The sequence below is a fragment of the Breznakia pachnodae genome, assembly GCF_030814225.1.
GTDB classification, from domain to species: Bacteria; Bacillota_I; Bacilli_A; order Erysipelotrichales; family Erysipelotrichaceae; genus Breznakia; species Breznakia pachnodae.
This window is the reverse complement of the sequence record NZ_JAUSUR010000001.1, coordinates 18,765-39,032: the sequence shown is the minus strand read 5'-3', so window position 1 is coordinate 39,032 and position 20,268 is coordinate 18,765. Positions and strand designations below refer to the sequence as shown.

Here is a 20,268-nt window from a genome sequence, read left to right as displayed (position 1 = left end):
ACTTATGCAGTGGCAGTTGCTTTTTTTGTTGGTTTCTTTCTTGCTTTGTTACGTTGCTGCATCTCTTCAATTGCTTCCTTTGAATTTAAGATTACAGGAATAACAATTGGATTTCGATGGGTTTTCTTATATAAGAATGGTTCTAATGTGCTACGAACCGTATTCTTAATTTCACCAAATGTTGTTTTTGTCTGCATTCTTTCTTTTAATGCTTCAAATACAACTTGCTCAGCTTCTTTTATTAATGATTGTGAATCCTTAATAAATACAAATCCTCTAGTAACAATAACTGGTTTGCTCAATACCTGACTCTTACGAGAATCAATTGGTATGATAACAGAAACCAATCCATTATCAGCAAGTACTTTACGGTCTTTTAAGACAGCAGTAGAGATACCAGAGATATCATTTCCATCAACATAAATATCTTCAGCAGGGAACCGTTCTGGGCTCAGGAAGATATTTCCTTTACGCATTACCAAACAGTCTCCATTTGCTAATGTGAAGATGTGATCTTTTGGAACACCAGTTTCTTCACCACTGGCAGCATGTTGTTTCAACATTTTATATTCACCATGAATTGGCATAAAGTATTTTGGTTTCATTAACTGTAACATCAGTTTTTGTTCATCTTGTGAAGCATGTCCTGTTGTATGCAAGTTATTCAAAATAGAATTGGTTAATACATTTGCGCCACCACGATATAATTTGTTAATAACCTGGTTTACACTATCACCATTTCCAGGGATTGGACTTGATGAGAATACAATTGTATCGTTCGGTTTTAATTTGATCTGTCTGTGAGTTCCAGCAGCAATCCTTGATAGGGCAGCTAATGGCTCACCTTGCGATCCCGTACATACGATACATGTCTTTTCTGGTGGATACTTGTTTAACTGATCTGGTGATAACAAGTTCGAATCTTTAATTTTGATTTTACCTTGTCTTCTACCAACATCTAAAACATTTTCCATACTACGTCCGAAGACAGCAACTTTTCTACCACATTTTACTGCAGCGTCTAAGATTTGTGACAGACGATATACATTTGATGCAAACGTTGCAACAATAATTCTTCCATCAGTTTTCTTAAATACATCTAAAATAGATGCAGCTACTTTCTTTTCGCTGATTGAGAATCCTTCAACTCCTGCATTGGTAGAATCACTCAATAATAAATCTACTCCGATTTGACCAATATAAGCCATCTTTTGGTATTCCGAGTTTGTTCCTACTGGTGTTAAGTCGAACTTAAAGTCTCCAGTATGTACAACTCTACCATTTGGCGTATTGATAATAATTCCTAAAGTGTCAGGAATTGAGTGAGTAGTATCAAAGAACCCACAAGTGAAGTTCTTCATCTTAACTTTTGAATTACAGTCAATCTGACGAATCTTTACACCTTTTATTTTTCGTTCCTCTAATTTCTTCATAATTAATGCACATGCAAATTGTGGTGCGTAAATCGCATCAATCTGCACTGTTTGTAATAAATAGGGAATACCTCCAATATGGTCTTCATGACCATGGGTAATCACTAATGTTTTTTTCTTTTTGTTGTTTTGTACTAGATGAGTAAATTCTGGTATTACCGCATCTACTCCTAGTAATTCATCATCCGGAAAACGCACCCCTGCGTCGACTATTAAAATTTCGTTGCCTTGTTCAAGACAATACATATTTTTACCGACCTCGCCTAAACCACCTAAGGCATAGACCAAGGTGTCATCATTTCTGATTTTAAACCTATTATGAGTTTGGTTTGAATTTTTAGATTGCGTTTTCGGTGTTTTGTTTACTTCTTTCATTCATTTCTCCTTTCAAACACCATGTACTGTAAGTATTATATCATACTTTAAAAATTATCCAAATAAAAAACTCTTTGCATAAAGAGTCTTCTATTCAATTACAATTGCGTCCTCTAATACTGCTGGATCAGTTATTTCATCAATATGATCATAGTATAAGACACCATTCAGATGATCTATTTCGTGTTGCAAGACAATTGCGATATAGCCTTTCGCACGAATCTGAACATCTTTTTTTGTAAGAAGGTCGTAACCTTTTACTGTAATTCTTGCATGCCGAGGTACAATACCTTCATGCACATCATCTACTGACAGACAGCCTTCACCATTGGCAAGGTATGACTTTTGAACAGAATGTGAAATGATTTTAGGGTTAGCTAGTGCATATTCCTGTACATCAATTTCATTATCTTCTTCATCATACTCGCGGATTACGACTGCCAGCATTCTTTTTAAAACACCAAGTTGAACTGCTGCAAGACCAACTGCAGGACGAAGGTTATACTTTTCAACCTTTTCATCATCTGTAGAGTCTGCCACAAACTGGTGCATTGCGCTCAGTAACTCAGCGTCTTCTTTGCTTAGTGGAAGTTTTACTTCTTCCGATTTTTCTCTTATTAAAGGATCTGTGTCCTTAATAACATCATTCATTGATAATCTCATATTTTCACCTACTTGATACTATTCTATAAAAAATTTTACAAGAATGGAAGTAAATAGAATATAAATATTTCAAAAACATGAAAAATGAGGTAAAATATTACTTAGGTGATTATGTGAAGAGAATTATACAATTTTTTCAATTAAAAATGCCAGGCGGATATGACAAAGCAATTCATGCCTGTGTAATATTATTAATGTTGTTTGGAAGCATCATGGTTGTTTCTACCAGTGTTGGACAAAGTGTCATTACGGTTGGTGGAGAACAGGTGATTCAATCGGATGTGGTAATTCGAACAATAATTAAGCAGCTGCTCTTTGTTATCTTGTCATATTTCATGATGGTAAAGCTGGCTGTTAATTTTTTTAAGTGGAAACGAAAAAAGAACTTTAATCAGTTATTTACTATGGTCGGTGTATTTGTAGTTATTTTGTTGGCAGCTACACTTGCATTCCCGGCGGTTAATGGAGCGAAAGCGTGGATTCAATTGCCATTGGGATTAGGAACGATTCAGCCAAGTGAGTTTGCGAAAGTGTATTTAGTTATCCTGATGGGATTAACTGTAAATCATTTTGGTGCTGCAAAAGTTGACTTAATAACGTATATGAAGCGACCAACGTTATTCTTTTTAGCGTTCTTAGCGATTATTATTATTCAACCCGATATGGGGACTGCAATTATCTTATTCTTATTATTCTTTACTTGTTTTATTATTCCTTCTCATGGGAACTTAGCACCTGCTCAGAAACTGGTAAAGATTGGTTTATTTATCGTAATCATTGCAATGATTTTAGTTATGACAGATTTTGGGATGAAAATATTAACTTCTGTCTTAGGTGATGGGTATAAGGTGAAACGTTTTATCAATGCCGCAAATCCATTTGAAGATATTTATGATACTGGATATAACTTGGTTTATAGTTTGTATGCGATTGCCAATGGAGGTATGAGTGGATTAGGTATTGGTAGTAGTGAACTGAAGTATGGTTACTTACCAGAAGCTGATACTGACTTTATATTGTCAGTTACAATTGAAGAACTAGGATTGTTTGGATTGTTAGTTATTGTACTTGGATATGCCCTTATCTTATATCGCTTATTCTATTATGCCAAGAAGACAAAGAGTGATGGTTACCGGCTAATCTTGGTTGGATGTGCCTTATATCTCTCACTGCACTTTATCTTAAATGTAGGTGGAGTTAGTGCGTTGTTACCATTGACTGGAGTACCATTATTATTTATTTCTTCAGGTGGTAGTTCCTTACTTGCAATATCCATGATGCTTGGAGTTTGTCAGTCCATTATTGCAATGACTAAGAATCAGGTCAAACGAGCCGTTGAGAAACGGAGTCCGTTTTGATGAGGATTACTGCAGGTAAACATCGTTCACGCTTCTTAGAAAGCCTGAATGGCGATGTAACAAGACCTACCAGCGATAAAATTAAAGAAGCTGTATTTTCAAGTATAGGACCATTTTTTGAGGGTGGTAGTATGCTGGATGTATTTGGTGGAAGTGGGGCAATAGCCTTAGAGGCAATCTCAAGAGGAATGAACAAAGCCTATGTGATTGATAATAACTTTGCAGCAATTCAAGTGATCAAGAAAAATGTAGCAGCATTAAAGGAAGAAAAGAATGTCGAAGTCATAAAGGGACATTATAGTAGTGTGTTAAAAAGATTGTCAGATATGAAGTTTGATCTTGTTTATTTAGATCCTCCATATGCGATGGATGTCTATGATGAAATCATTGAGTTTTTAGTAAATGAAGAGATGTTGAATGTTAACTGTATTCTTATTTGTGAAAGCAAGAGTGATTTAGCGTTGAAAGATCAGTATGGAAGTTTAAAGAAAACGAAGGAAAAGGATTATAGGTCAACAAAGATTACCTATTTCAAGGGAGAGTAAGATTATGAAACGAGCAATTTATCCTGGAAGTTTTGATCCAGTTACCAAAGGACATTTAGATATCATTAAACGTTCTGCCAGTGTATTTGATGAAGTGATTGTTGTATTGATGCGCAATCCGGATAAAAACTATCTGTTTAGTGAAGAAGAACGTTTGGATATGTTAAAAGAGTGCTGTAAAGGACTTGATAATGTAACATGTGATATTGGTGAAGGATTAAGTATTCATTATGCAAAAGAGAAAGATGCAAAAGTAATGATTCGTGGAATTCGTGCGGTACTGGATTATGAGTATGAGTTGCGTAATGCAACAGCGAATATGTGGATCAATGATGATATTGAGACTTGCTTCTTTATGGCGAAACCGGAATACTCATTTTTATCAAGTAGTACGGTAAAGGAAATCGCATCCTTTGGTGAAGATGTATCAGGGTTTGCGGATGCATATGTAATTGAAAAATTAAAATTAAAGTATCAAAAGTAACAGTCTTAGGACTGTTTTTCTTTACAAAGATAACTTCAGATTGTAACATGAATAATGTAACAATAGTGTTTATACTGTAGTCATACAAAAGGAGATGACGACATGAAAGAAACATTATTAGCAAAGGACTTATTAAATGGTGTATGGGAAGGTGATACTGGTATGGTAAAGAATGCCATTATCAATGGAGCGGATCCAAACTGGATTTTTAATGGATATCCAATTCTGGTTCATGCAGTATATAACCAAAATCTTGATATCGTTGATTTATTAATATCACATGGAGCTTCTCAACAATCAGAAGCATTAGGATTTGCTCTTGAGTATGGGCTAGGAAACATGGTTTGGCCATTAGTATTTCAGGGAGTAGTTCCTAAGGAGTTTGTTCCAAATGAAACATTTGGAGAATTTCCTTCAAGATTTGCACCGAGTTCTGTAGCCTATCAACACTAAACAATAGGAGGTATGAAATGAATCGAAGTGCACTTACGATTAAAATGTTGAATTATCTGAAAGCAAAGGATCTGGTTTCAAGAGAAGAATTAGCAGAATATCTTGAAACTAATATTCGCAATGTTTCTGAATTCAAAAAAGAATTGGAAACCGCAGGATATATGATTGAGAGTGTGAGCGGAAAATATGGTGGATATCGTTTGGATGAAAATTCACTGATTCCAACAATTGCCTTGGATGAAGCGGAAATCATGGCACTTAATGATGCTTCCAGATATCTACATACTGCTAACTTTCATCAGGTAGCGCAGTTTGATCATGCACTTATGAAGATAAAGAATAACTTAAGAGACCCTAAAGGTTCACAAGATATTCATTATTTATTTCATACTTCCTTTAATCACGAAGAACAAGGATATTCAAAACTGTTTATGGACGCGAAAGAGCACAATCTCTGTGTTGAATTCAGTTATCGTAAACTGGGAGCTAATATTTATGAAACACGCCGTATACAGCCTTATGAGCTTGTATACAGCGATGATGGAAACTATGTATTAGGTTATGATATAACTGCCAATAAATCACACTTGTATAAAACGTTTAAGATTTCATCACTAAGAATGAAAGATGTAGTAAAGACGACACAAGTGTTTTCGCGTGATACGGACTTTAATATTCATAATTATATAGGGAAACAGAATATTTTAAAAGAAACATATGAGGTGGAGCTTCTAATCAGTGGACAGCAGGCAACTTTGTTGTATGAGAAGGAAATTGGTATCCTTTGTGAGAAGAAACAAAGAGGGAATCAACTGTACTTAAAGTTCACGATGGAGAATAAAATGAAGATTTTAGAATTTGTACTTTCCTTAGGTGATTCCTGTAAAATATTAAGTCCAGATTCCTTAAAAGATGAAGTGATTGATATTTTATCGAAATCTTTAAAACAATATATGGTATAATATTCTTCGTTGAGGTTATACATGAAACATATTTCAGACATAAAAAAATTTGAACGTTGTGAAAAACTGCTGTGGTGGACAAAAAGAGCCCCTCAGCCTTTTCAAGCATATGTGACGTTCAATGAAAATATTCTAGAACTGACACTAAAGCGCTTAGGAATTGATAATTACCTAAAAGGTCAACCAAACAATACCAATGATGTATTCTTTGATAACGAAGATAAGTATGATGTATTTGTAAGTACTCGTTTTGAATATGAAGACTTACGCGTAAAAATACCAATCATGGTAAAAAAGAGTGATGGTTACTTTTTGTATTATACTTATGCCAGTTGTTTTCCTAAAGAGAGTGAAGCTCAGACAATGGCAGATAATGAATGGGTATTGAATAAGTTAGGTATTAAGGTTGTTGGTCGTAAAGTATCGCATTTAAATGCAAATTATTGTCGTAAAGGTGAACTAGATTTAAATGAATTGCTTCAAATTGATGATTTCTTATACAATGACCGTAATCGACCAAACAATAAAATCAGTTCTTTGATTAAACATCGTAAACGTAATCTTTCGCCAATTCTAAAAAAGATGGACGAAACATTACAGATGGAGCATATTGAAAAGGAACGTACGAATATATGTACACGTCGTAATAAATGTGATTATTTTGATTCATGTTTTGGAGTAAAAGGTGATACAAGTATTTATCATTTGGTATCTTCCTCAAAGAAATTTGATTTATATGATCAGGGAATTCATACGATTAATCAATTGGACTTTAGTGAAATTGAAGGAACACGTCATCAGTTTGCACAGTATATGGCGGCAAAGAGTGGCAAGTTGTTCTTTGATAAGATGGCAGTGGAAGGCTTTTTTAAGGATATTCAATATCCAATTTCTTATTTGGACTTTGAATGGGAAACCTTTGCTTTTCCTCCATATGATTTGATGCATCCTTATGATGTACTTACCTTCCAATACTCACTTCATATAGAAGATAAAGATGGTAATTTACGCCATGAAGAATTTTTAGGTAAGAATGATTGTCGTGAGACATTTATACAGCATCTGATAGAACATTTACCAAAAGAGGGAAGTGTGATGTGCTATAACGTAGAAGGTGCTGAGAAACTGCGTTTAAAGCAATTAGCAGAACAGTTTCCTCAATACAAAGAACAACTCCAACAGATATGGGAGAGAATGATAGACTTAGCAATTCCATTCAGTTCTGGTTTGATCTATGATAATCGCATGGCAGGAATGTATTCACTTAAGAAGTTAGTTTCTATTTTTACTGACTATTCTTATGATGATTTAGAAATTTCACACGGGATGGAAGCAGTAAGAAGTTATATCAATTTAGAAAATGATGCAGATCCAGCAGTTATTGAAAGTTTACTTAAGTATTGTGCCATGGATACCTATGCTATGTATCTGGTTTATCATTGGATTTTAAAGCAGTATTAGTCATGCCTTTCTAAGGTGATTTTAAATTAGCTATGCTATAATATCAGTGAGGTGAAAGATGCCAAATATTATTACACATGCAATCTTCTGTGAAGAAGTTTATAAAGATATAAAAGATGAAAAATATAGAGAAATAATCAATGAACACAAAAAGGAATATCTTATCGGAACGAATGGCCCAGATTTTCTTTTTTTCCATGGAGCGTTTCCTATTTATAAAAAACAAGATATGCGTATATCCGATATTGGTAGTGAACTGCACCGAAAGAAAATCAATGCATTTTATAAAAGTGCAGTAGAAACCTATCACAAACAAAAAGCAGGACCATACAAAGATGCAATGGCAACTTATATCATTGGCCACTACTTACATTGGCAGTTAGACAGTGTTATGCATCCCTATGTTGTATATTTTACTGGATTTGGTGAAACCAACAGTAAGATGCATCATCATCGTTTTGAATCAATGATGGATACAATTAATTTAAAAAACTATCGTAATGAAACGATTAAAACATATGAAACATTTCGAATCTGCCGAAGAAGTAGATATTCTTCAAAGGCAATTGGTGAAGTGTATGTAAATGCAGTAAAGGACTGTTTGGATATTGATGTAAGCAAAGAAGATATTAAACAGGCATTAAAAGATTGGGAAAAAGCTCAAAAGTATTTATATGATCCTAAAAAGATTAAATATCGTTTATTAAAAGTTGTTGAGTTTATTACCAGAAAACCAGGGTTAAGTGGAAATGTTGTAACTCCTGATATTGATACGCAATACGATGTAATGAACATTGAGAAAAGGGAATGGAAACACCCTTGTACTGGAGAGGTATCAAACGAAAGTGAAGATGAACTGTTTCAAAAGGCAATGCATAATGCAAGCATTGGACTGCCATTACTCTTTGATGCATTAGAAAAAAAACCGATAAAACCGCTATTGGATTTTATCGATGATCGTTCTTATTCAAATGGAGTAAAAGGGAAAATGAAGCGTTTATACATGGATGATATCTATGAAAAATAAAAAGGGCAGTGAATGCCCCTTAGCACCTACATTATACCATAATTTACCATGAAATAAAGACTATTCTTTCAGGGTAGATTGGTTATAATATAATCAAAGAAGAAGGAGGTACTTATTATGAAAGTACAAATTTATGGAAAGAACATTACAGTAACACCAGCAATCGCTGAGAAAGTTGAAACAAAACTTAATTTTCTTGAAAAGTACTTCATCATAGATGATGATGTTACAGCACATGTAGTGGTTCGAGTTTATCCGTTAGGGCAAAAGATTGAGGTAACAATTCCAACTAAGTTTGCAGTATTGAGAGCAGAGGTAACGCATGAAGATTTATATGCTGCGATTGACTTAGTCATCGATAAATTAGAAGACCAAATCAGAAGACAAAAAACAAGATTATCACGTAAAGGTAAAGACAAGTTAGCAATGGCATTCATCGATGAAGATATTCCTGAAGATGAAAGTGCAGATGATGAAGAAGTAGTTCGTACAAAAACAATTGCTCCGGATTTTATGGATGTAGATGAAGCAATTATGAGAATGGAAATGTTAGGACATTCATTCTTCATTTATACAGATAACGAAACAAAAGATGTTGCAGTAGTTTACAAACGTGACAACGGTGGATACGGTTGTATCGAAACAGAATAGCAGATTAAGAGGCACTCACTGAGTGTCTTTTTTTTGGAAAATATATGAATTAAAATAGATAATTTTATGATATGATGAAACCAGTAACTCAATATAAAAAGAGTTGGGAGGAGCAAATATGAAGTATACAATCGAAGGAGAACCATTATCAGTTGTCTTATGTGATTTAGAAGCTGGTGAAGGGATGATTAGTGAAAATGGTGGAAGATCATGGGTGAAAGGTGATATCACAACCGAAACCAAAGGTGGAGGAGCAGGTAAAATGCTTGGGCGTATGTTTAGTGGAGAAAGCTTATTCTTAAGTCACTATACAGCTAATACAGCATCACAGGTTGCTTTTTCAGCATCATTTCCTGGTTCCATTCGTGCTTTAGAACTAGGAGCTGGTGAAAGTATTGTTGTGCAAAAACGAGGATTCTTAGCAGCTAGCGCAGGTGTTGAACTATCGGTTTTCTTTCAGAAGAAATTTGGAGCTGGTTTGTTTGGTGGAGAAGGATTCATCATGCAGAAGATTACAGGTCCAGGAGTGGCGTTTGTTGAAATTGATGGATATGCAAAAGAATATGAATTAGCAGATAACGAAAAACTAGTATGTGATACAGGAGTTGTTGCATTGATGGATGAAACATGTCGAATGGAAATTGAATCCGTAAAAGGACTTAAGAATAAAGTTCTTGGTGGAGAAGGTTTATTTGATACAGTGGTATATGGTCCAGGTAAAGTAACGGTTCAAACAATGACAATGAATGGATTAGCAGCTACATTAGCACCATTCTTGCCAAGTGCGAAATAGTTTTATATTAATATAACTAGAAAGTTGGTTAGAGATGACCAGCTTTTCATTTGGTGAACATAGATAGAGTTGTTTAATTTGTGATATTATTATAGCGAGGTGATCATATGGTTCAACATTCAATTATGATATTTATGTCCGTAGTAGAAGAGGGAAGTTTTACTGGTGCTGCAAAGAAACATTATGTTTCACAGTCAGCAGTATCCCAACAAATTGATAAACTGGAAGAAGAACTAGGATTTCTTTTATTTGATCGAAAAACTTATCGACCAACATTAACCGATGCTGGAAGATACTATTATGAAAGTTGCAAGAACTTACTATCGCTGTATCAAAACATTGAACAACAATCGAAGAAAATTGCTTCCATTTCTAAGAATCAAATAGAAATAGGAATTACAGGACCATATGAGAAAAAGCATTTACCTTTGATTATCGAACGTGCTAAAAAGTCTTTGGAGAGTATTGATGTAAATGTTAAGAAATATAATTTTATTACCTGTATTGATTTATTAGAAGATAAGAAGTTGGATATTGCCTTTGGTATTGAGAATGATTTTAAAGGAAGAAATAATATTTCTTATCACAAATTAATTCCAATGCATGTATGTATGGTTTGCGCAAAACATCATCCATTGGCAAACCTTAAAGAAGTTACACCGGAGGATATCAGTGATTATCCAATTGTATCGTTGTCAAAGAATATTGGGAATCATTTCTATGATGATTTTATTTATTCCTTTAAGTTGGATGGAGTATTACCAAATATTATCAAAGAATTTGATGAATTAGATGAACTGTTACTTGCAGTTCAGTTGAATGAAGGAATTGCGTTTGTGGCTGAAGAAGTAATAGAGACAAGTGAACTAGTAAAAATACCAATCAAGAATAGTCATCATCACGCCGATTTCTGTGTTGGAATTCATAAAGAAAATATAAATGATAAAGTAAATATGCTATTAAAAGAAGTTATTACTTATTTCTCATCATTATAAGAAATACTTATAGTGTTGATAAGAAGTTGACTTCTTTTTTTCTTATCTGTAACTGGTATTATTAAATTATAAAACAGGAGGTAGTTTATGGCTAAAATAATAGTTACAGGAGTAGATGGTAATTTTGGTGGTTTTGTTGCTGATCACATAACAGAACTAGTGAAAAAAGAAGATTTAATTTACACATGTCCTTTTGAAGCAGGATTAAAGAAATATAAAGAATTAGGATTTGATACAAGAGTTGCAAACTTCAATCATCCAGAGAGCTTAGCAGAGGCTTTTAAGGGTGGAGATGTAATCTTAGTTATCTCATCACCATTTGTTGGTATAAAGCGTCAGAATGCACATAAGAATGCAGTAGATGCAGCAATCAAAGCGGGAGTATCAAAAGTTGTGTATACTTCTCTAGTAAATGCTACAGATCCAGAAAACCCAAGTATTGAAAAGATTGACCACGCATTTACTGAAGAGTATGTAAAGAGTACAGGTGTTGATTATGTATTCTTAAGAAACTCACAATATGCTGAAGCAATGATTACCAGCTATTTCAGTGCAACTGATACAGGTAATATGATGATGAGTTGTCAAGGTGATGGTAAAATGTCTTATATCTCCAGAAAAGATTGTGCAAAGGCTGCTATGTATGCACTTGCTGATGAGTCATTACATAAAGCAACTTTAAATATCAATGGATTGGAGTCACTTACGTTACATGAATTTGTAGCAATTGGAAACAAAGAGACAGGACTTAACATTCAAGTAAAAGATGTATCAGAAGAAGATGTATATGCTGCTTTTGATGCAATTGGAGTTCCTAGAACAACCGATGGAAACTTTGAGGATGATTCACCAGCGCCATATTCAAGTGATGGAATGGTAACCTTTGCCAGAGCAATTCGTTTAGATAAAATGTCTGAACATTCAAACGACTTTGAAAAACTTACTGGTTCAAAACCAATTAGCTTAGCACAGATGTTTGCCAATAGTGATGACTTCCAAGTAGGACAAAGAAATTCAACAGATGATTAAGGGTGGAAACACCTTTTTTCTTTTGTGTAAAAGTTTTGGTTGGCTAACTTTATATAAGTACAGGATTTGTGCTATACTAATAGAGTTAATATGGAGATTTATATGATAAGGTTTATTGATAGTAATGATGAAAAGAGAACAATTACACAACAGATTTTAGATGCATTACCAGCATGGTTTGGAATTGAAGAATCCAAACAAGAGTATGTAGATCAAAGTAAAGATACGTTTATGTTTGCTTATTTTGATAAAGATACTCCAGTAGGGTTTATTGCCATCAAACAGCACTACAAGCAAAGTGCTGAACTAACTGTAATGGGTGTAAAGAGTGATTATCATCGTCATGGAATTGGCAGAAAGCTTGTGAGTGAATGTGAGAAGTGGTGTGTAGAGCATCATATCTGCTATTTGCAGGTAAAAACATTATCAGAGATTTCATCAGATGAAAGTTATGCGAAAACCAGAAAGTTTTATGAAGGTGTAGGGTTTGTTCCATTAGAAACATTTCCTACGTTATGGGATGAAGCAAATCCATGTTTATTATTAGTTAAATATTTGAATATATAGGATAGAGAGAAAAGAGGTAATACAATGGACATACGTGAGGAAGTAAAAGCATTAGAAGAAGATGTAAAGGGATATCGACGTCATCTGCATCAATATCCAGAAATTCGTTTAGAAGTTCCAATGACAAGAGACTATATTGTGGAACAGTTAACATCTTTTGGTTTTGAAGATTTAGATGTAGAGTTAATGGAAAATGCAATAATTGCACAATTAAGAGTTGAAAATAGTGCATCAAGTGTTGGGTTTCGTGCTGATATGGATGCATTGTCAGTTATTGAATTAAATGACATTGATTTCAAGTCAAAGAATGAATATATGCATGCATGTGGTCATGATGGCCATATGGCAGCGTTACTGGGGCTTGCAAAGGTTTTGGCTAAGAATAAAGAGAAACTTAGTGAAACAGTTACCTTTGTATTTCAGCCAGCTGAGGAAGGTCCTGGAGGAGCTGAAATACTAATTAAGAATGGACTGTTTAAGAAGTATCCAATGCGGGCAATCTTTGGAACTCATGTAATGGGTGAAGTAGATGAAGGGGTTATTGCGACTCGTCCTGGCCCACTAATGGCACGTAATGGAGAAATTCGTGTACACATTACTGGTAAAGGAACCCATGGAGCTACGCCTCAATTAGGAAATGATGCTATTGTGGCAGGTTCATGGTTTGTGACACAGCTGCAGTCAATCGTTGCGAGAAATGTCAGTCCACTTAAGAGTGGTGTTGTTACGATAGGTTCCTTTAATGGAGGAACTGCTGAAAACATTATTGCTGAAGAGGTAGTGATGGAAGGAACTATGCGTTCTTTTGATGATGAAACATATGAATTAATCAAACAACGGATTTATGAAATTGGAAAAGGAATGGAAGTTTCCTTTGGTGTAAAAGCAGATATTGAGGTAATTGATTATTATCTGGTTGTTGAAAATGATAATGACTTATTTGATGTAATGGAAAAAGCAGTAGGTGAAGAGTTGTATGTAGTAGATCCAAAAATGGCTGCAGAAGATTTTTCATTCTACCAAAAAGAAGTGCCAGGATTGTTTTATTTTATTGGAACAAGAAGCAAAAAATTTGATCAGCATCTTCACAACGCTACTTATAATTTTGATGAAAAAGTATTGTTGAATGTAATTGAAACAAACTTACGTATTCTTGAAACAATGGGTACTTATCATGATTGATTCTCACTGTCATATCTTATGGGGAGTTGATGATGCTTCTGCTACTGCTTCACAGTCTTTGGATATGCTAAGAGCAGCAGTGAAAGATGGAGTAGAGACAATTGTTGCTACTAGTCATATCAAACATCCGCTATATCCGAATACACTAGAGACATTAAGTATTGCACTGGATAAGTTACATCAGTTGATTAAAGATTATGATTTACCAATTACTGTTGTAATTGGTGCAGAGAATTTCTTTAACCATCGAACAATTGAGTTATTAGAAAAAAATCAGTTTGTAACTTATAACAATGCCAATAAGTATATGTTAGTTGAATTTTCTTGGACTAAAAATTCTATGGATAATCCTACTGAATATCTTAGACAAGTAATCGCAAAAGGAATTACACCAGTTGTTGCTCATCCTGAGCGTTATGAATGGGTGCATGATGATTATGATATTATTCGTACATGGCGCAAGATGGGATGTTTAATGCAGGTGAATCGTACGAGTATTCTTCAATTGGATAAGATGAAACAAGCCAACATCTTTGCGTTAAAGCTCTTAGAGGATGATTTAGTAGATATAATAGGTAGTGATGCTCATCGAGCTACACCAACACGTAATCCTGTTCTGAGCGATGTGTATGATTATGTGAGTAAACATTATGGCAAAGAAAGAGCAGACCTTTATATTAATATCAATCCTAAAAAAATAATAAAAAAATAAAAAAGCCGAAATTTCGGCTTTTACTTTGTCAATAATTCATGAAGTTTATCTAAATCCTGTTTTGGACTTTCTTTGAATTCAATCACGCAGTCATCAGTTTCAGAGTAGCGGGGAATCACATGCATGTGAAAGTGAAATACACTTTGTCCTGCTACCTCGTTGATGTTGCTTAGAATATTCATACCAGAACAATTTAATTTTTTCATTAAATCATTTCCGATTTTCTGTGCAACTTCATTTACTCTGCATAAATCTTCTTTGTCACATTCCAAGTAATTACCATAATGTTTTTTAGGAATTACTAAGGTATGACCTTTTGTAACCTGTGATAAATCCAGGAAAGCTAAAACGTGATCATCTTCATATATCTTATAAGAAGGAATCTCATTATTTACAATTTTACAGAATATACACATAGTGCTTATCTCTCGTATTTTTTACTTGATGATAATAACGCTTCATAAACATTAATGTCATGAATTGAATAATCATACTTTTGTAAGTAGTATTGGAATGCTTGATCAGCAAGAGATAATTCAGTATTTCCATCTTCATCAGTTGTTGAAGTATCAATAGTAATATCTTTCATTGATTCAATTGCTTCTTCCTTAAATTTCTTAGGACTTACATTTGTTACTCTTACGATATAGTAAGTTCCACTTGTAGTATCTTGTAATACTTTATCAACTACAGTGTTATTCTTTTCTACGCTAGAAATATTGTTCCATAATACATCAGCTAATCCACTGTGTGTATTATAAACTGCTTCACTACCATTGTAAGTAGTTTTATCACCATAAGTATCTGCAATCTTTGCGAAGTCTGCATCATCTTTTTTCGCTTCTTTTAAAGCTTCTTCAGCTTTATCAGCATCAGTGATTTCAATAATTTCAGCTTTACGTGGTTTGAAACGTTTTGCTAATTCAGTAAAGTTATCTTTTACATATGCTTCCGTTAATTTTGTAACTCTTGCATTTAATAATATTACATCATTATAGAAATCTTCTTCTGTGTCATATCCATAACCTTGATAAGTCTTTTCCCAGTCATCACCATAAGATTCTTTATAACTTGCTAAAGTTTCTTTTGCACTTTCTTCAATTTCATCAGTAACTGGAACAACCTTATCTACTAATATTTCACTCATTTTAGTAGATACAGGAGTAATATTACCTGCAGCAACCAAACCTGTATACATATCACCTTTGGTAATTTCATCATCACCAACTGTAATTAATACTTTATCATCATTTTGAACAGTTGTTGTAGCATCACTACATCCACTTAGGACTAATAGGGATCCACAAAATATTGCCATTAATTTCTTCTTCATTTTTGTATCCTCCTATTCTTCTGTCTTTTCTTCATCAACACCGATGTATTTCATTAAATCTGTTTTTAAATCTTCATCTTTAATTTTTACACCTAGTTCTTCAGCTTTACCCCAAACGATTTGTTTCTTTAAGTTTGGATAGTAACTTTGAATTACTGTTGATAATGAATCTTTGTATTTTTCATCTTCTAACATTTTTTCTTTAGAAGTAGTATTTACTTTAATTAAATGGTAACCATAACTAGTTTTTACCCAACCACTAACTTCACCATCTTTTAATTTCCAGGCAGCATCTTCAAATTCTTCAACAAGACTTCCATCTTTTAATTGAATTCCTAAACTACCATTTTCTTCTGCTGAACCAGTATCATCAGAATATTGTTTTGCTACTTTACCGAAACTTTCATCTTTCAGTGCTTTATCAATTTCTTCCATACGAGCTTTTTCAGTATCACTAGGATTGTCAGGATCACTCATTGACACTAGGATGTGAGAAATAACTCTAGGTGATTTTTCTTCATAAACTTCATCAAATAACTCTTTATGTTCTTCAATGTAATCACTAACTAATTTTGAACTCTTTTCTTGATCTAAGAAAAATTGTTCGAAGTCATCGATTCCATCGTAACCTAATTGTTGAAGTTGTGGTGTAATTGTAGCTTCGTACTCATCACCATATGCTTGTTTGTAAGATGCTTCTACTGATTCGAAAGTATCTTTTGCACTTTTCTCCATCTCATCAGTTGCTTTTACACTTTGATCAACTACACTACGTTCCAGCAATGTATATGCTAACTGAACACCGCTTGTTGCAGTTCCATCGCTAGCCATCGTCTCAAATAAGTCAGTATAGTATGCGTCTGCTGTATAGTTTTTGTTAGCAAGTGTAAAGATAACATCTTTTCCTTTTGAACTCTTGGCTCCAATAGTATCTTTGTTTGTATCCCAAGCAAAGAAGATTGCGAAGCTGACAAAAATAGCCCCAACCAATATTACAAACCAGAATTTCTTTAAGATATCTTTAATATTGTAACTCATGTTTTCCTCCTAAATATCTTTTGTCTGCACTTAATATGCGCCTATATATTATAATTGAAAATGCTCATAAATGCTAGTATTCTTGAAAAAACCGTAATCAGAAACAATTTATGATAATTCTCAATAACCATAACTATGCTATAATAGCCATGTGAATTTTACGTGAAGGTGGAAATATTCACATAATATTATGAATATTATTGAAGAAAATAGTGAAATGATGGCATATTCATAACACACTTTTTCTATTTTGTTGTATAATAAAGAAATGGTTTTATTGTTAGTGTTGTAAGAGTAGTATTTGATAAATGTAGTCATAAGCATTGCAGAGACTAGCAACCTTAGATAAAATTAACTAATGAGAGGATGAAAAACTTATTATGAAACAACTTGTTATAAAAGATTTATATGTCAGTATCAATGATGTACAAATTTTAAAAGGAATTAATTTGGAAATTAATGCTCATGAAATTCATGCATTAATGGGTCCAAACGGGCAGGGGAAAAGTACTCTGTTATCAACGATTATGGGAGATCCAAAGTTTCATGTTGATTCAGGTGAAATATATTTAGATGGGAAAGATGTTTTATCAATGGAAGTTGATGAACGTAGTCGTGCTGGTGTTTTCTTGGGGATGCAATATCCTGCTGAGATTCCTGGTGTAAACAATTCAGATTTCCTACGTGCTGCAATCAATGCACGTTTGGATAAACCAATTGCTTTATTTAAGTTCATTGAAGAGATGGAAGGTGCGGTCAAAGATCTTGGAATGAAGAGTGAGATGGCACACCGTAACTTAAATGAAGGTTTTTCAGGTGGTGAAAAGAAACGTAATGAAATTATTCAGATGAAGTTATTGAAACCACAACTTGCAATGTTAGATGAAATTGATTCAGGACTGGATGTGGATGCTTTAAAAGTAGTTGCTGATGCAGTATCTGAATTATACGAAGATAAAGAGATGTCCTTATTAATTGTATCTCACTATGAACGTTTCTTAGATTTGTTAAAACCAACACATGCTCATATATTATTGGATGGTAAAATCGTTGAAACTGGTGGATATGATTTAGTATCGAAAATTGATAGTGAAGGATATGAATGGGTATATGAGAAATATGGTGTGGATCGTCCAGCTGCGAAACCAGTTGTTTCTCTGGAAAATTGTGGAGCGAAACGTTAATGAGCACACAACTAGTGAATGACGTTACATTTGAACTGGATGGCTATCATGAACTAGAGGTAACTTCTGACTTTCATATTATGGTTGAAAAGAATAAGCAGATTGAATTGTTGCTTAATGAAAAAGGAAACCTTAAGATAAAAGGTCAGATTACACTAGATGAAGGAAGTCGTTGTAATGTTTTGTTTATGAACGAATGTGATGATCTTCAAATGGATTTAGAAATTCATCAGAAAAGAGATTCAAATATACAAGCTGGATTTTATGAATTGAATGAAAATACTTCAATGATCAATATTCAATCTCATTTGGATGAAGAAGGTGCAAGTGTAACTCTTGTGAAGAGTTCAATTACAAATGCAAAAAAGCGTTATGATATTGAATGCATTCATCATGCACCACATACGCATAGTGAAATGAAGAATTTTGAAATCAGTAATGAGAATGCAGATTATAAGATTCGTGCATGTGGAACGATTGAAAAAGGTGCTTACCAAAGTCAGTCACACCAAATGAGCAGAATCCTCACAACAAGCGATCATCAGAGAAGTGAAGCAATCCCAGTCTTATTAATTGATGAGAATGATGTTGCAGCAAGCCATGCCAACAGTATGGGGAAAATGGATGATGATTACTTATACTACTTAAAAAGTAGAGGGATTAAAGAAGAACAAGCAAGAGAATTACTTACATTATCTTATTTACTTCCTATTTCAGAAATCTTGGATAGAGAAGAAACAAAAGAGATGTTAACACAGAAGATTCGTAGCAGAGCGGGGTTATAATATGAACGTAGAGGCAATTCGTAAAGATTTTCCGATGTTTGAGAATAAATCCAAGAAAGGATTTGACTTGGTTTATTTTGATAATGCCGCAACGACATTCAAGCCAAATGCTGTAATTCAGGCAGTAACTGACTACTATACGAAATATAGTGTAAATGCCCACCGTGGTGATTATGAACTTAGTTACCAGGTAGATACTTTATATGAGAGTGTAAGAGATACCGTAGCTTCTTTCATTAATTGTGATCGTAAAGAAGTAGTATTTACATCCGGTACTAGTCTGGCACTTAATCAGATTGCATATGGATATGCACAGAAGATATTAAAAGAAGGTGATGTTGTCATCAGCGATGAAGCAGAACATGCTTCTAATTATCTTCCATGGATGCATGCATGTGAAACTAATAAAGCAAAGCTAGAATTTATTGAACTAGATGAACATGGTTGTGTTAGTATTGAAAAGTTTAAGCAAGCTATGCATGATCGAGTGAAGATTGTATCACTGGCACATGTTACCAATGTAATGGGATGTACAATTGATGTAAAAGAAATCTGCAAGATTGCTCATTCTTATGGAGCTATCGTTGTGATTGATGGAGCACAGTCAGCACCTCATATGAAAGTAGATATGCGAGATTTGGATTGTGATTTCTTTGCATTTTCTGCTCATAAGCTATGTGGACCAACTGGTTCTGGAGTATTGTATGGAAAATATGAACTTCTGGAAGAGATGGATCCATTGATGTTAGGTGGAGGAAGTAATGCCAGATATGATATGTGTGGAAACTTATTAATGAAGAATCCACCATATAAATTTGAATCTGGGACTCCAGCAATTGAAGCTACATTAGGTTTGAAGGCAGCAATTGAATATATCACTTCGATTGGAATTGAAAATATCCAATCATATGAAAGTGATTTACGTGCATATATGATCTCGGAAATGAAGAAATTAGATAATGTAATTATATATAATGAAAAGAGCGACAGTGGAATTGTGACATTTAACATCAAAGATGTATTTTCACAAGATGCTGCAACTTATTTCAGTGATAAAGGTATTTCTTTACGCAGTGGACAACACTGTGCAAAGTTATTAATGGATTTTTTAGATACACCTAGTACATTACGTGCAAGTTTGTATTTTTATAACACTAAGGAAGAAGTGGATTACTTTATTGAAGTATGTTCACAAATTACACCAGAGACTTTCTTAGATGTATTCTTTTAGGAGGTAA

At 33.9% G+C, this 20,268-nt stretch carries 22 protein-coding genes; 17 read left to right on the top strand and 5 right to left on the bottom strand.

Annotated features, from left to right (window positions below; translation table 11 throughout):
- Positions 1–2: 2 nt before the first annotated feature.
- Together rnjA and def are read right to left on the bottom strand one after the other, a co-directional pair.
- Positions 3–1,808: a ribonuclease J1 gene (gene rnjA, locus J2S15_RS00200; RefSeq protein ID WP_307404327.1), complete on the bottom strand. Its 1,806-nt coding sequence runs from the start codon at positions 1,806–1,808 to the stop codon at positions 3–5.
- Between the two features lie 90 nt (positions 1,809–1,898).
- Positions 1,899–2,471, bottom strand: coding sequence for a peptide deformylase (gene def, locus J2S15_RS00195; protein WP_307404325.1), 573 nt, complete (start codon positions 2,469–2,471; stop codon positions 1,899–1,901).
- 113 nt (positions 2,472–2,584) lie between these two features.
- Between def and J2S15_RS00190 the strand changes: the two genes are divergently transcribed.
- The 14 genes from J2S15_RS00190 (at position 2,585) to J2S15_RS00125 (ending at position 14,690) form a co-directional block, all read left to right on the top strand.
- The gene (locus tag J2S15_RS00190; protein ID WP_307404323.1) at positions 2,585–3,829 is read left to right on the top strand and encodes an FtsW/RodA/SpoVE family cell cycle protein; all 1,245 of its coding nucleotides are present in this window, start codon (positions 2,585–2,587) and stop codon (positions 3,827–3,829) included.
- The gene (gene rsmD / locus J2S15_RS00185) at positions 3,829–4,374 is read left to right on the top strand and encodes a 16S rRNA (guanine(966)-N(2))-methyltransferase RsmD (protein WP_307404321.1); all 546 of its coding nucleotides are present in this window, start codon (positions 3,829–3,831) and stop codon (positions 4,372–4,374) included. Before J2S15_RS00190 ends, rsmD begins: the two co-directional genes overlap by 1 nt.
- A 4-nt stretch (positions 4,375–4,378) precedes the next feature.
- On the top strand, positions 4,379–4,858 hold the full coding sequence (gene coaD, locus J2S15_RS00180) for a pantetheine-phosphate adenylyltransferase (protein WP_307404319.1): 480 nt from the start codon (positions 4,379–4,381) through the stop codon (positions 4,856–4,858).
- Between the two features lie 102 nt (positions 4,859–4,960).
- The gene (locus J2S15_RS00175) at positions 4,961–5,311 is read left to right on the top strand and encodes an ankyrin repeat domain-containing protein (protein WP_307404317.1); all 351 of its coding nucleotides are present in this window, start codon (positions 4,961–4,963) and stop codon (positions 5,309–5,311) included.
- Positions 5,312–5,328: 17 nt separating this feature from the next.
- A complete protein-coding gene (locus tag J2S15_RS00170; protein ID WP_307404316.1) occupies positions 5,329–6,273 on the top strand; it encodes a helix-turn-helix transcriptional regulator in 945 nt (314 codons plus the stop codon).
- A gap of 21 nt (positions 6,274–6,294) precedes the next feature.
- Positions 6,295–7,734, top strand: a complete 1,440-nt coding sequence (locus tag J2S15_RS00165; protein WP_307404314.1) for a DUF2779 domain-containing protein — start codon at positions 6,295–6,297, stop codon at positions 7,732–7,734.
- Positions 7,735–7,792: 58 nt separating this feature from the next.
- Complete coding sequence (locus tag J2S15_RS00160; RefSeq protein ID WP_307404312.1) at positions 7,793–8,761, top strand: zinc dependent phospholipase C family protein; 969 nt, start codon at positions 7,793–7,795, stop codon at positions 8,759–8,761.
- A gap of 117 nt (positions 8,762–8,878) precedes the next feature.
- Positions 8,879–9,412 (top strand): ribosome hibernation-promoting factor, HPF/YfiA family, encoded by a 534-nt coding sequence (gene hpf / locus J2S15_RS00155; RefSeq protein WP_307404310.1) that lies wholly within the window; start codon positions 8,879–8,881, stop codon positions 9,410–9,412.
- 118 nt (positions 9,413–9,530) lie between these two features.
- On the top strand, positions 9,531–10,205 hold the full coding sequence (locus J2S15_RS00150) for an AIM24 family protein (RefSeq protein ID WP_307404308.1): 675 nt from the start codon (positions 9,531–9,533) through the stop codon (positions 10,203–10,205).
- A gap of 107 nt (positions 10,206–10,312) precedes the next feature.
- Entirely contained in the window at positions 10,313–11,200 is an 888-nt protein-coding gene (locus J2S15_RS00145; protein ID WP_307404307.1) for a LysR family transcriptional regulator, read from the top strand.
- A gap of 87 nt (positions 11,201–11,287) precedes the next feature.
- Entirely contained in the window at positions 11,288–12,229 is a 942-nt protein-coding gene (locus J2S15_RS00140) for an NmrA family NAD(P)-binding protein (RefSeq protein ID WP_307404304.1), read from the top strand.
- Positions 12,230–12,331: 102 nt separating this feature from the next.
- Positions 12,332–12,796, top strand: coding sequence for a GNAT family N-acetyltransferase (locus tag J2S15_RS00135; RefSeq protein ID WP_307404302.1), 465 nt, complete (start codon positions 12,332–12,334; stop codon positions 12,794–12,796).
- A 24-nt stretch (positions 12,797–12,820) separates the two neighbouring features.
- Positions 12,821–13,978 carry a M20 metallopeptidase family protein gene (locus tag J2S15_RS00130; RefSeq protein ID WP_307404300.1) on the top strand — a complete coding sequence of 386 codons (1,158 nt, stop codon included), beginning with the start codon at positions 12,821–12,823 and terminating at the stop codon, positions 13,976–13,978.
- A complete protein-coding gene (locus J2S15_RS00125; RefSeq protein ID WP_307404298.1) occupies positions 13,971–14,690 on the top strand; it encodes a tyrosine-protein phosphatase in 720 nt (239 codons plus the stop codon). The genes J2S15_RS00130 and J2S15_RS00125 overlap by 8 nt, the downstream gene beginning before the upstream one ends.
- Positions 14,691–14,710: 20 nt before the next feature.
- Here J2S15_RS00125 and J2S15_RS00120 read toward each other — a convergent pair whose 3' ends face one another.
- Genes J2S15_RS00120 through J2S15_RS00110 form a run of 3 tightly spaced genes read right to left on the bottom strand, consistent with a single transcriptional unit; the run spans position 14,711 to position 17,061 of the window.
- Complete coding sequence (locus J2S15_RS00120; RefSeq protein WP_307404296.1) at positions 14,711–15,106, bottom strand: HIT family protein; 396 nt, start codon at positions 15,104–15,106, stop codon at positions 14,711–14,713.
- A gap of 5 nt (positions 15,107–15,111) precedes the next feature.
- Positions 15,112–16,023: a peptidyl-prolyl cis-trans isomerase gene (locus tag J2S15_RS00115; protein WP_307404293.1), complete on the bottom strand. Its 912-nt coding sequence runs from the start codon at positions 16,021–16,023 to the stop codon at positions 15,112–15,114.
- A 12-nt stretch (positions 16,024–16,035) separates the two neighbouring features.
- Positions 16,036–17,061 carry a peptidylprolyl isomerase gene (locus J2S15_RS00110; RefSeq protein ID WP_307404291.1) on the bottom strand — a complete coding sequence of 342 codons (1,026 nt, stop codon included), beginning with the start codon at positions 17,059–17,061 and terminating at the stop codon, positions 16,036–16,038.
- A gap of 380 nt (positions 17,062–17,441) precedes the next feature.
- Here J2S15_RS00110 and sufC point away from each other — a divergent pair, with 380 nt between their 5' ends.
- The 3 genes from sufC to J2S15_RS00095 are packed head-to-tail and all read left to right on the top strand — an operon-like array spanning position 17,442 to position 20,261.
- The gene (gene sufC / locus J2S15_RS00105) at positions 17,442–18,245 is read left to right on the top strand and encodes a Fe-S cluster assembly ATPase SufC (protein WP_307404288.1); all 804 of its coding nucleotides are present in this window, start codon (positions 17,442–17,444) and stop codon (positions 18,243–18,245) included.
- Positions 18,245–19,030 (top strand): SufB/SufD family protein, encoded by a 786-nt coding sequence (locus J2S15_RS00100; RefSeq protein WP_307404286.1) that lies wholly within the window; start codon positions 18,245–18,247, stop codon positions 19,028–19,030. Before sufC ends, J2S15_RS00100 begins: the two co-directional genes overlap by 1 nt.
- 1 nt (position 19,031) lies before the next feature.
- A complete protein-coding gene (locus J2S15_RS00095; RefSeq protein WP_307404284.1) occupies positions 19,032–20,261 on the top strand; it encodes an aminotransferase class V-fold PLP-dependent enzyme in 1,230 nt (409 codons plus the stop codon).
- Positions 20,262–20,268: the final 7 nt, after the last annotated feature.

What these genes read in the sequence shown, in the direction of transcription:
- rnjA (WP_307404327.1), bottom strand. Translation starts at nt 1,808, where the DNA reads ATGAAAGAAGTAAACAAAACACCGAAAACGCAATCTAAAAATTCAAAC.
- def (WP_307404325.1), bottom strand. Translation starts at nt 2,471, where the DNA reads ATGAGATTATCAATGAATGATGTTATTAAGGACACAGATCCTTTAATA.
- rsmD (WP_307404321.1), top strand. Translation starts at nt 3,829, where the DNA reads ATGAGGATTACTGCAGGTAAACATCGTTCACGCTTCTTAGAAAGCCTG.
- coaD (WP_307404319.1), top strand. Translation starts at nt 4,379, where the DNA reads ATGAAACGAGCAATTTATCCTGGAAGTTTTGATCCAGTTACCAAAGGA.
- J2S15_RS00175 (WP_307404317.1), top strand. Translation starts at nt 4,961, where the DNA reads ATGAAAGAAACATTATTAGCAAAGGACTTATTAAATGGTGTATGGGAA.
- J2S15_RS00170 (WP_307404316.1), top strand. Translation starts at nt 5,329, where the DNA reads ATGAATCGAAGTGCACTTACGATTAAAATGTTGAATTATCTGAAAGCA.
- J2S15_RS00165 (WP_307404314.1), top strand. Translation starts at nt 6,295, where the DNA reads ATGAAACATATTTCAGACATAAAAAAATTTGAACGTTGTGAAAAACTG.
- J2S15_RS00160 (WP_307404312.1), top strand. Translation starts at nt 7,793, where the DNA reads ATGCCAAATATTATTACACATGCAATCTTCTGTGAAGAAGTTTATAAA.
- hpf (WP_307404310.1), top strand. Translation starts at nt 8,879, where the DNA reads ATGAAAGTACAAATTTATGGAAAGAACATTACAGTAACACCAGCAATC.
- J2S15_RS00150 (WP_307404308.1), top strand. Translation starts at nt 9,531, where the DNA reads ATGAAGTATACAATCGAAGGAGAACCATTATCAGTTGTCTTATGTGAT.
- J2S15_RS00145 (WP_307404307.1), top strand. Translation starts at nt 10,313, where the DNA reads ATGGTTCAACATTCAATTATGATATTTATGTCCGTAGTAGAAGAGGGA.
- J2S15_RS00140 (WP_307404304.1), top strand. Translation starts at nt 11,288, where the DNA reads ATGGCTAAAATAATAGTTACAGGAGTAGATGGTAATTTTGGTGGTTTT.
- J2S15_RS00135 (WP_307404302.1), top strand. Translation starts at nt 12,332, where the DNA reads ATGATAAGGTTTATTGATAGTAATGATGAAAAGAGAACAATTACACAA.
- J2S15_RS00130 (WP_307404300.1), top strand. Translation starts at nt 12,821, where the DNA reads ATGGACATACGTGAGGAAGTAAAAGCATTAGAAGAAGATGTAAAGGGA.
- J2S15_RS00125 (WP_307404298.1), top strand. Translation starts at nt 13,971, where the DNA reads ATGATTGATTCTCACTGTCATATCTTATGGGGAGTTGATGATGCTTCT.
- J2S15_RS00120 (WP_307404296.1), bottom strand. Translation starts at nt 15,106, where the DNA reads ATGTGTATATTCTGTAAAATTGTAAATAATGAGATTCCTTCTTATAAG.
- J2S15_RS00115 (WP_307404293.1), bottom strand. Translation starts at nt 16,023, where the DNA reads ATGAAGAAGAAATTAATGGCAATATTTTGTGGATCCCTATTAGTCCTA.
- J2S15_RS00110 (WP_307404291.1), bottom strand. Translation starts at nt 17,061, where the DNA reads ATGAGTTACAATATTAAAGATATCTTAAAGAAATTCTGGTTTGTAATA.
- sufC (WP_307404288.1), top strand. Translation starts at nt 17,442, where the DNA reads ATGAAACAACTTGTTATAAAAGATTTATATGTCAGTATCAATGATGTA.
- J2S15_RS00100 (WP_307404286.1), top strand. Translation starts at nt 18,245, where the DNA reads ATGAGCACACAACTAGTGAATGACGTTACATTTGAACTGGATGGCTAT.
- J2S15_RS00095 (WP_307404284.1), top strand. Translation starts at nt 19,032, where the DNA reads ATGAACGTAGAGGCAATTCGTAAAGATTTTCCGATGTTTGAGAATAAA.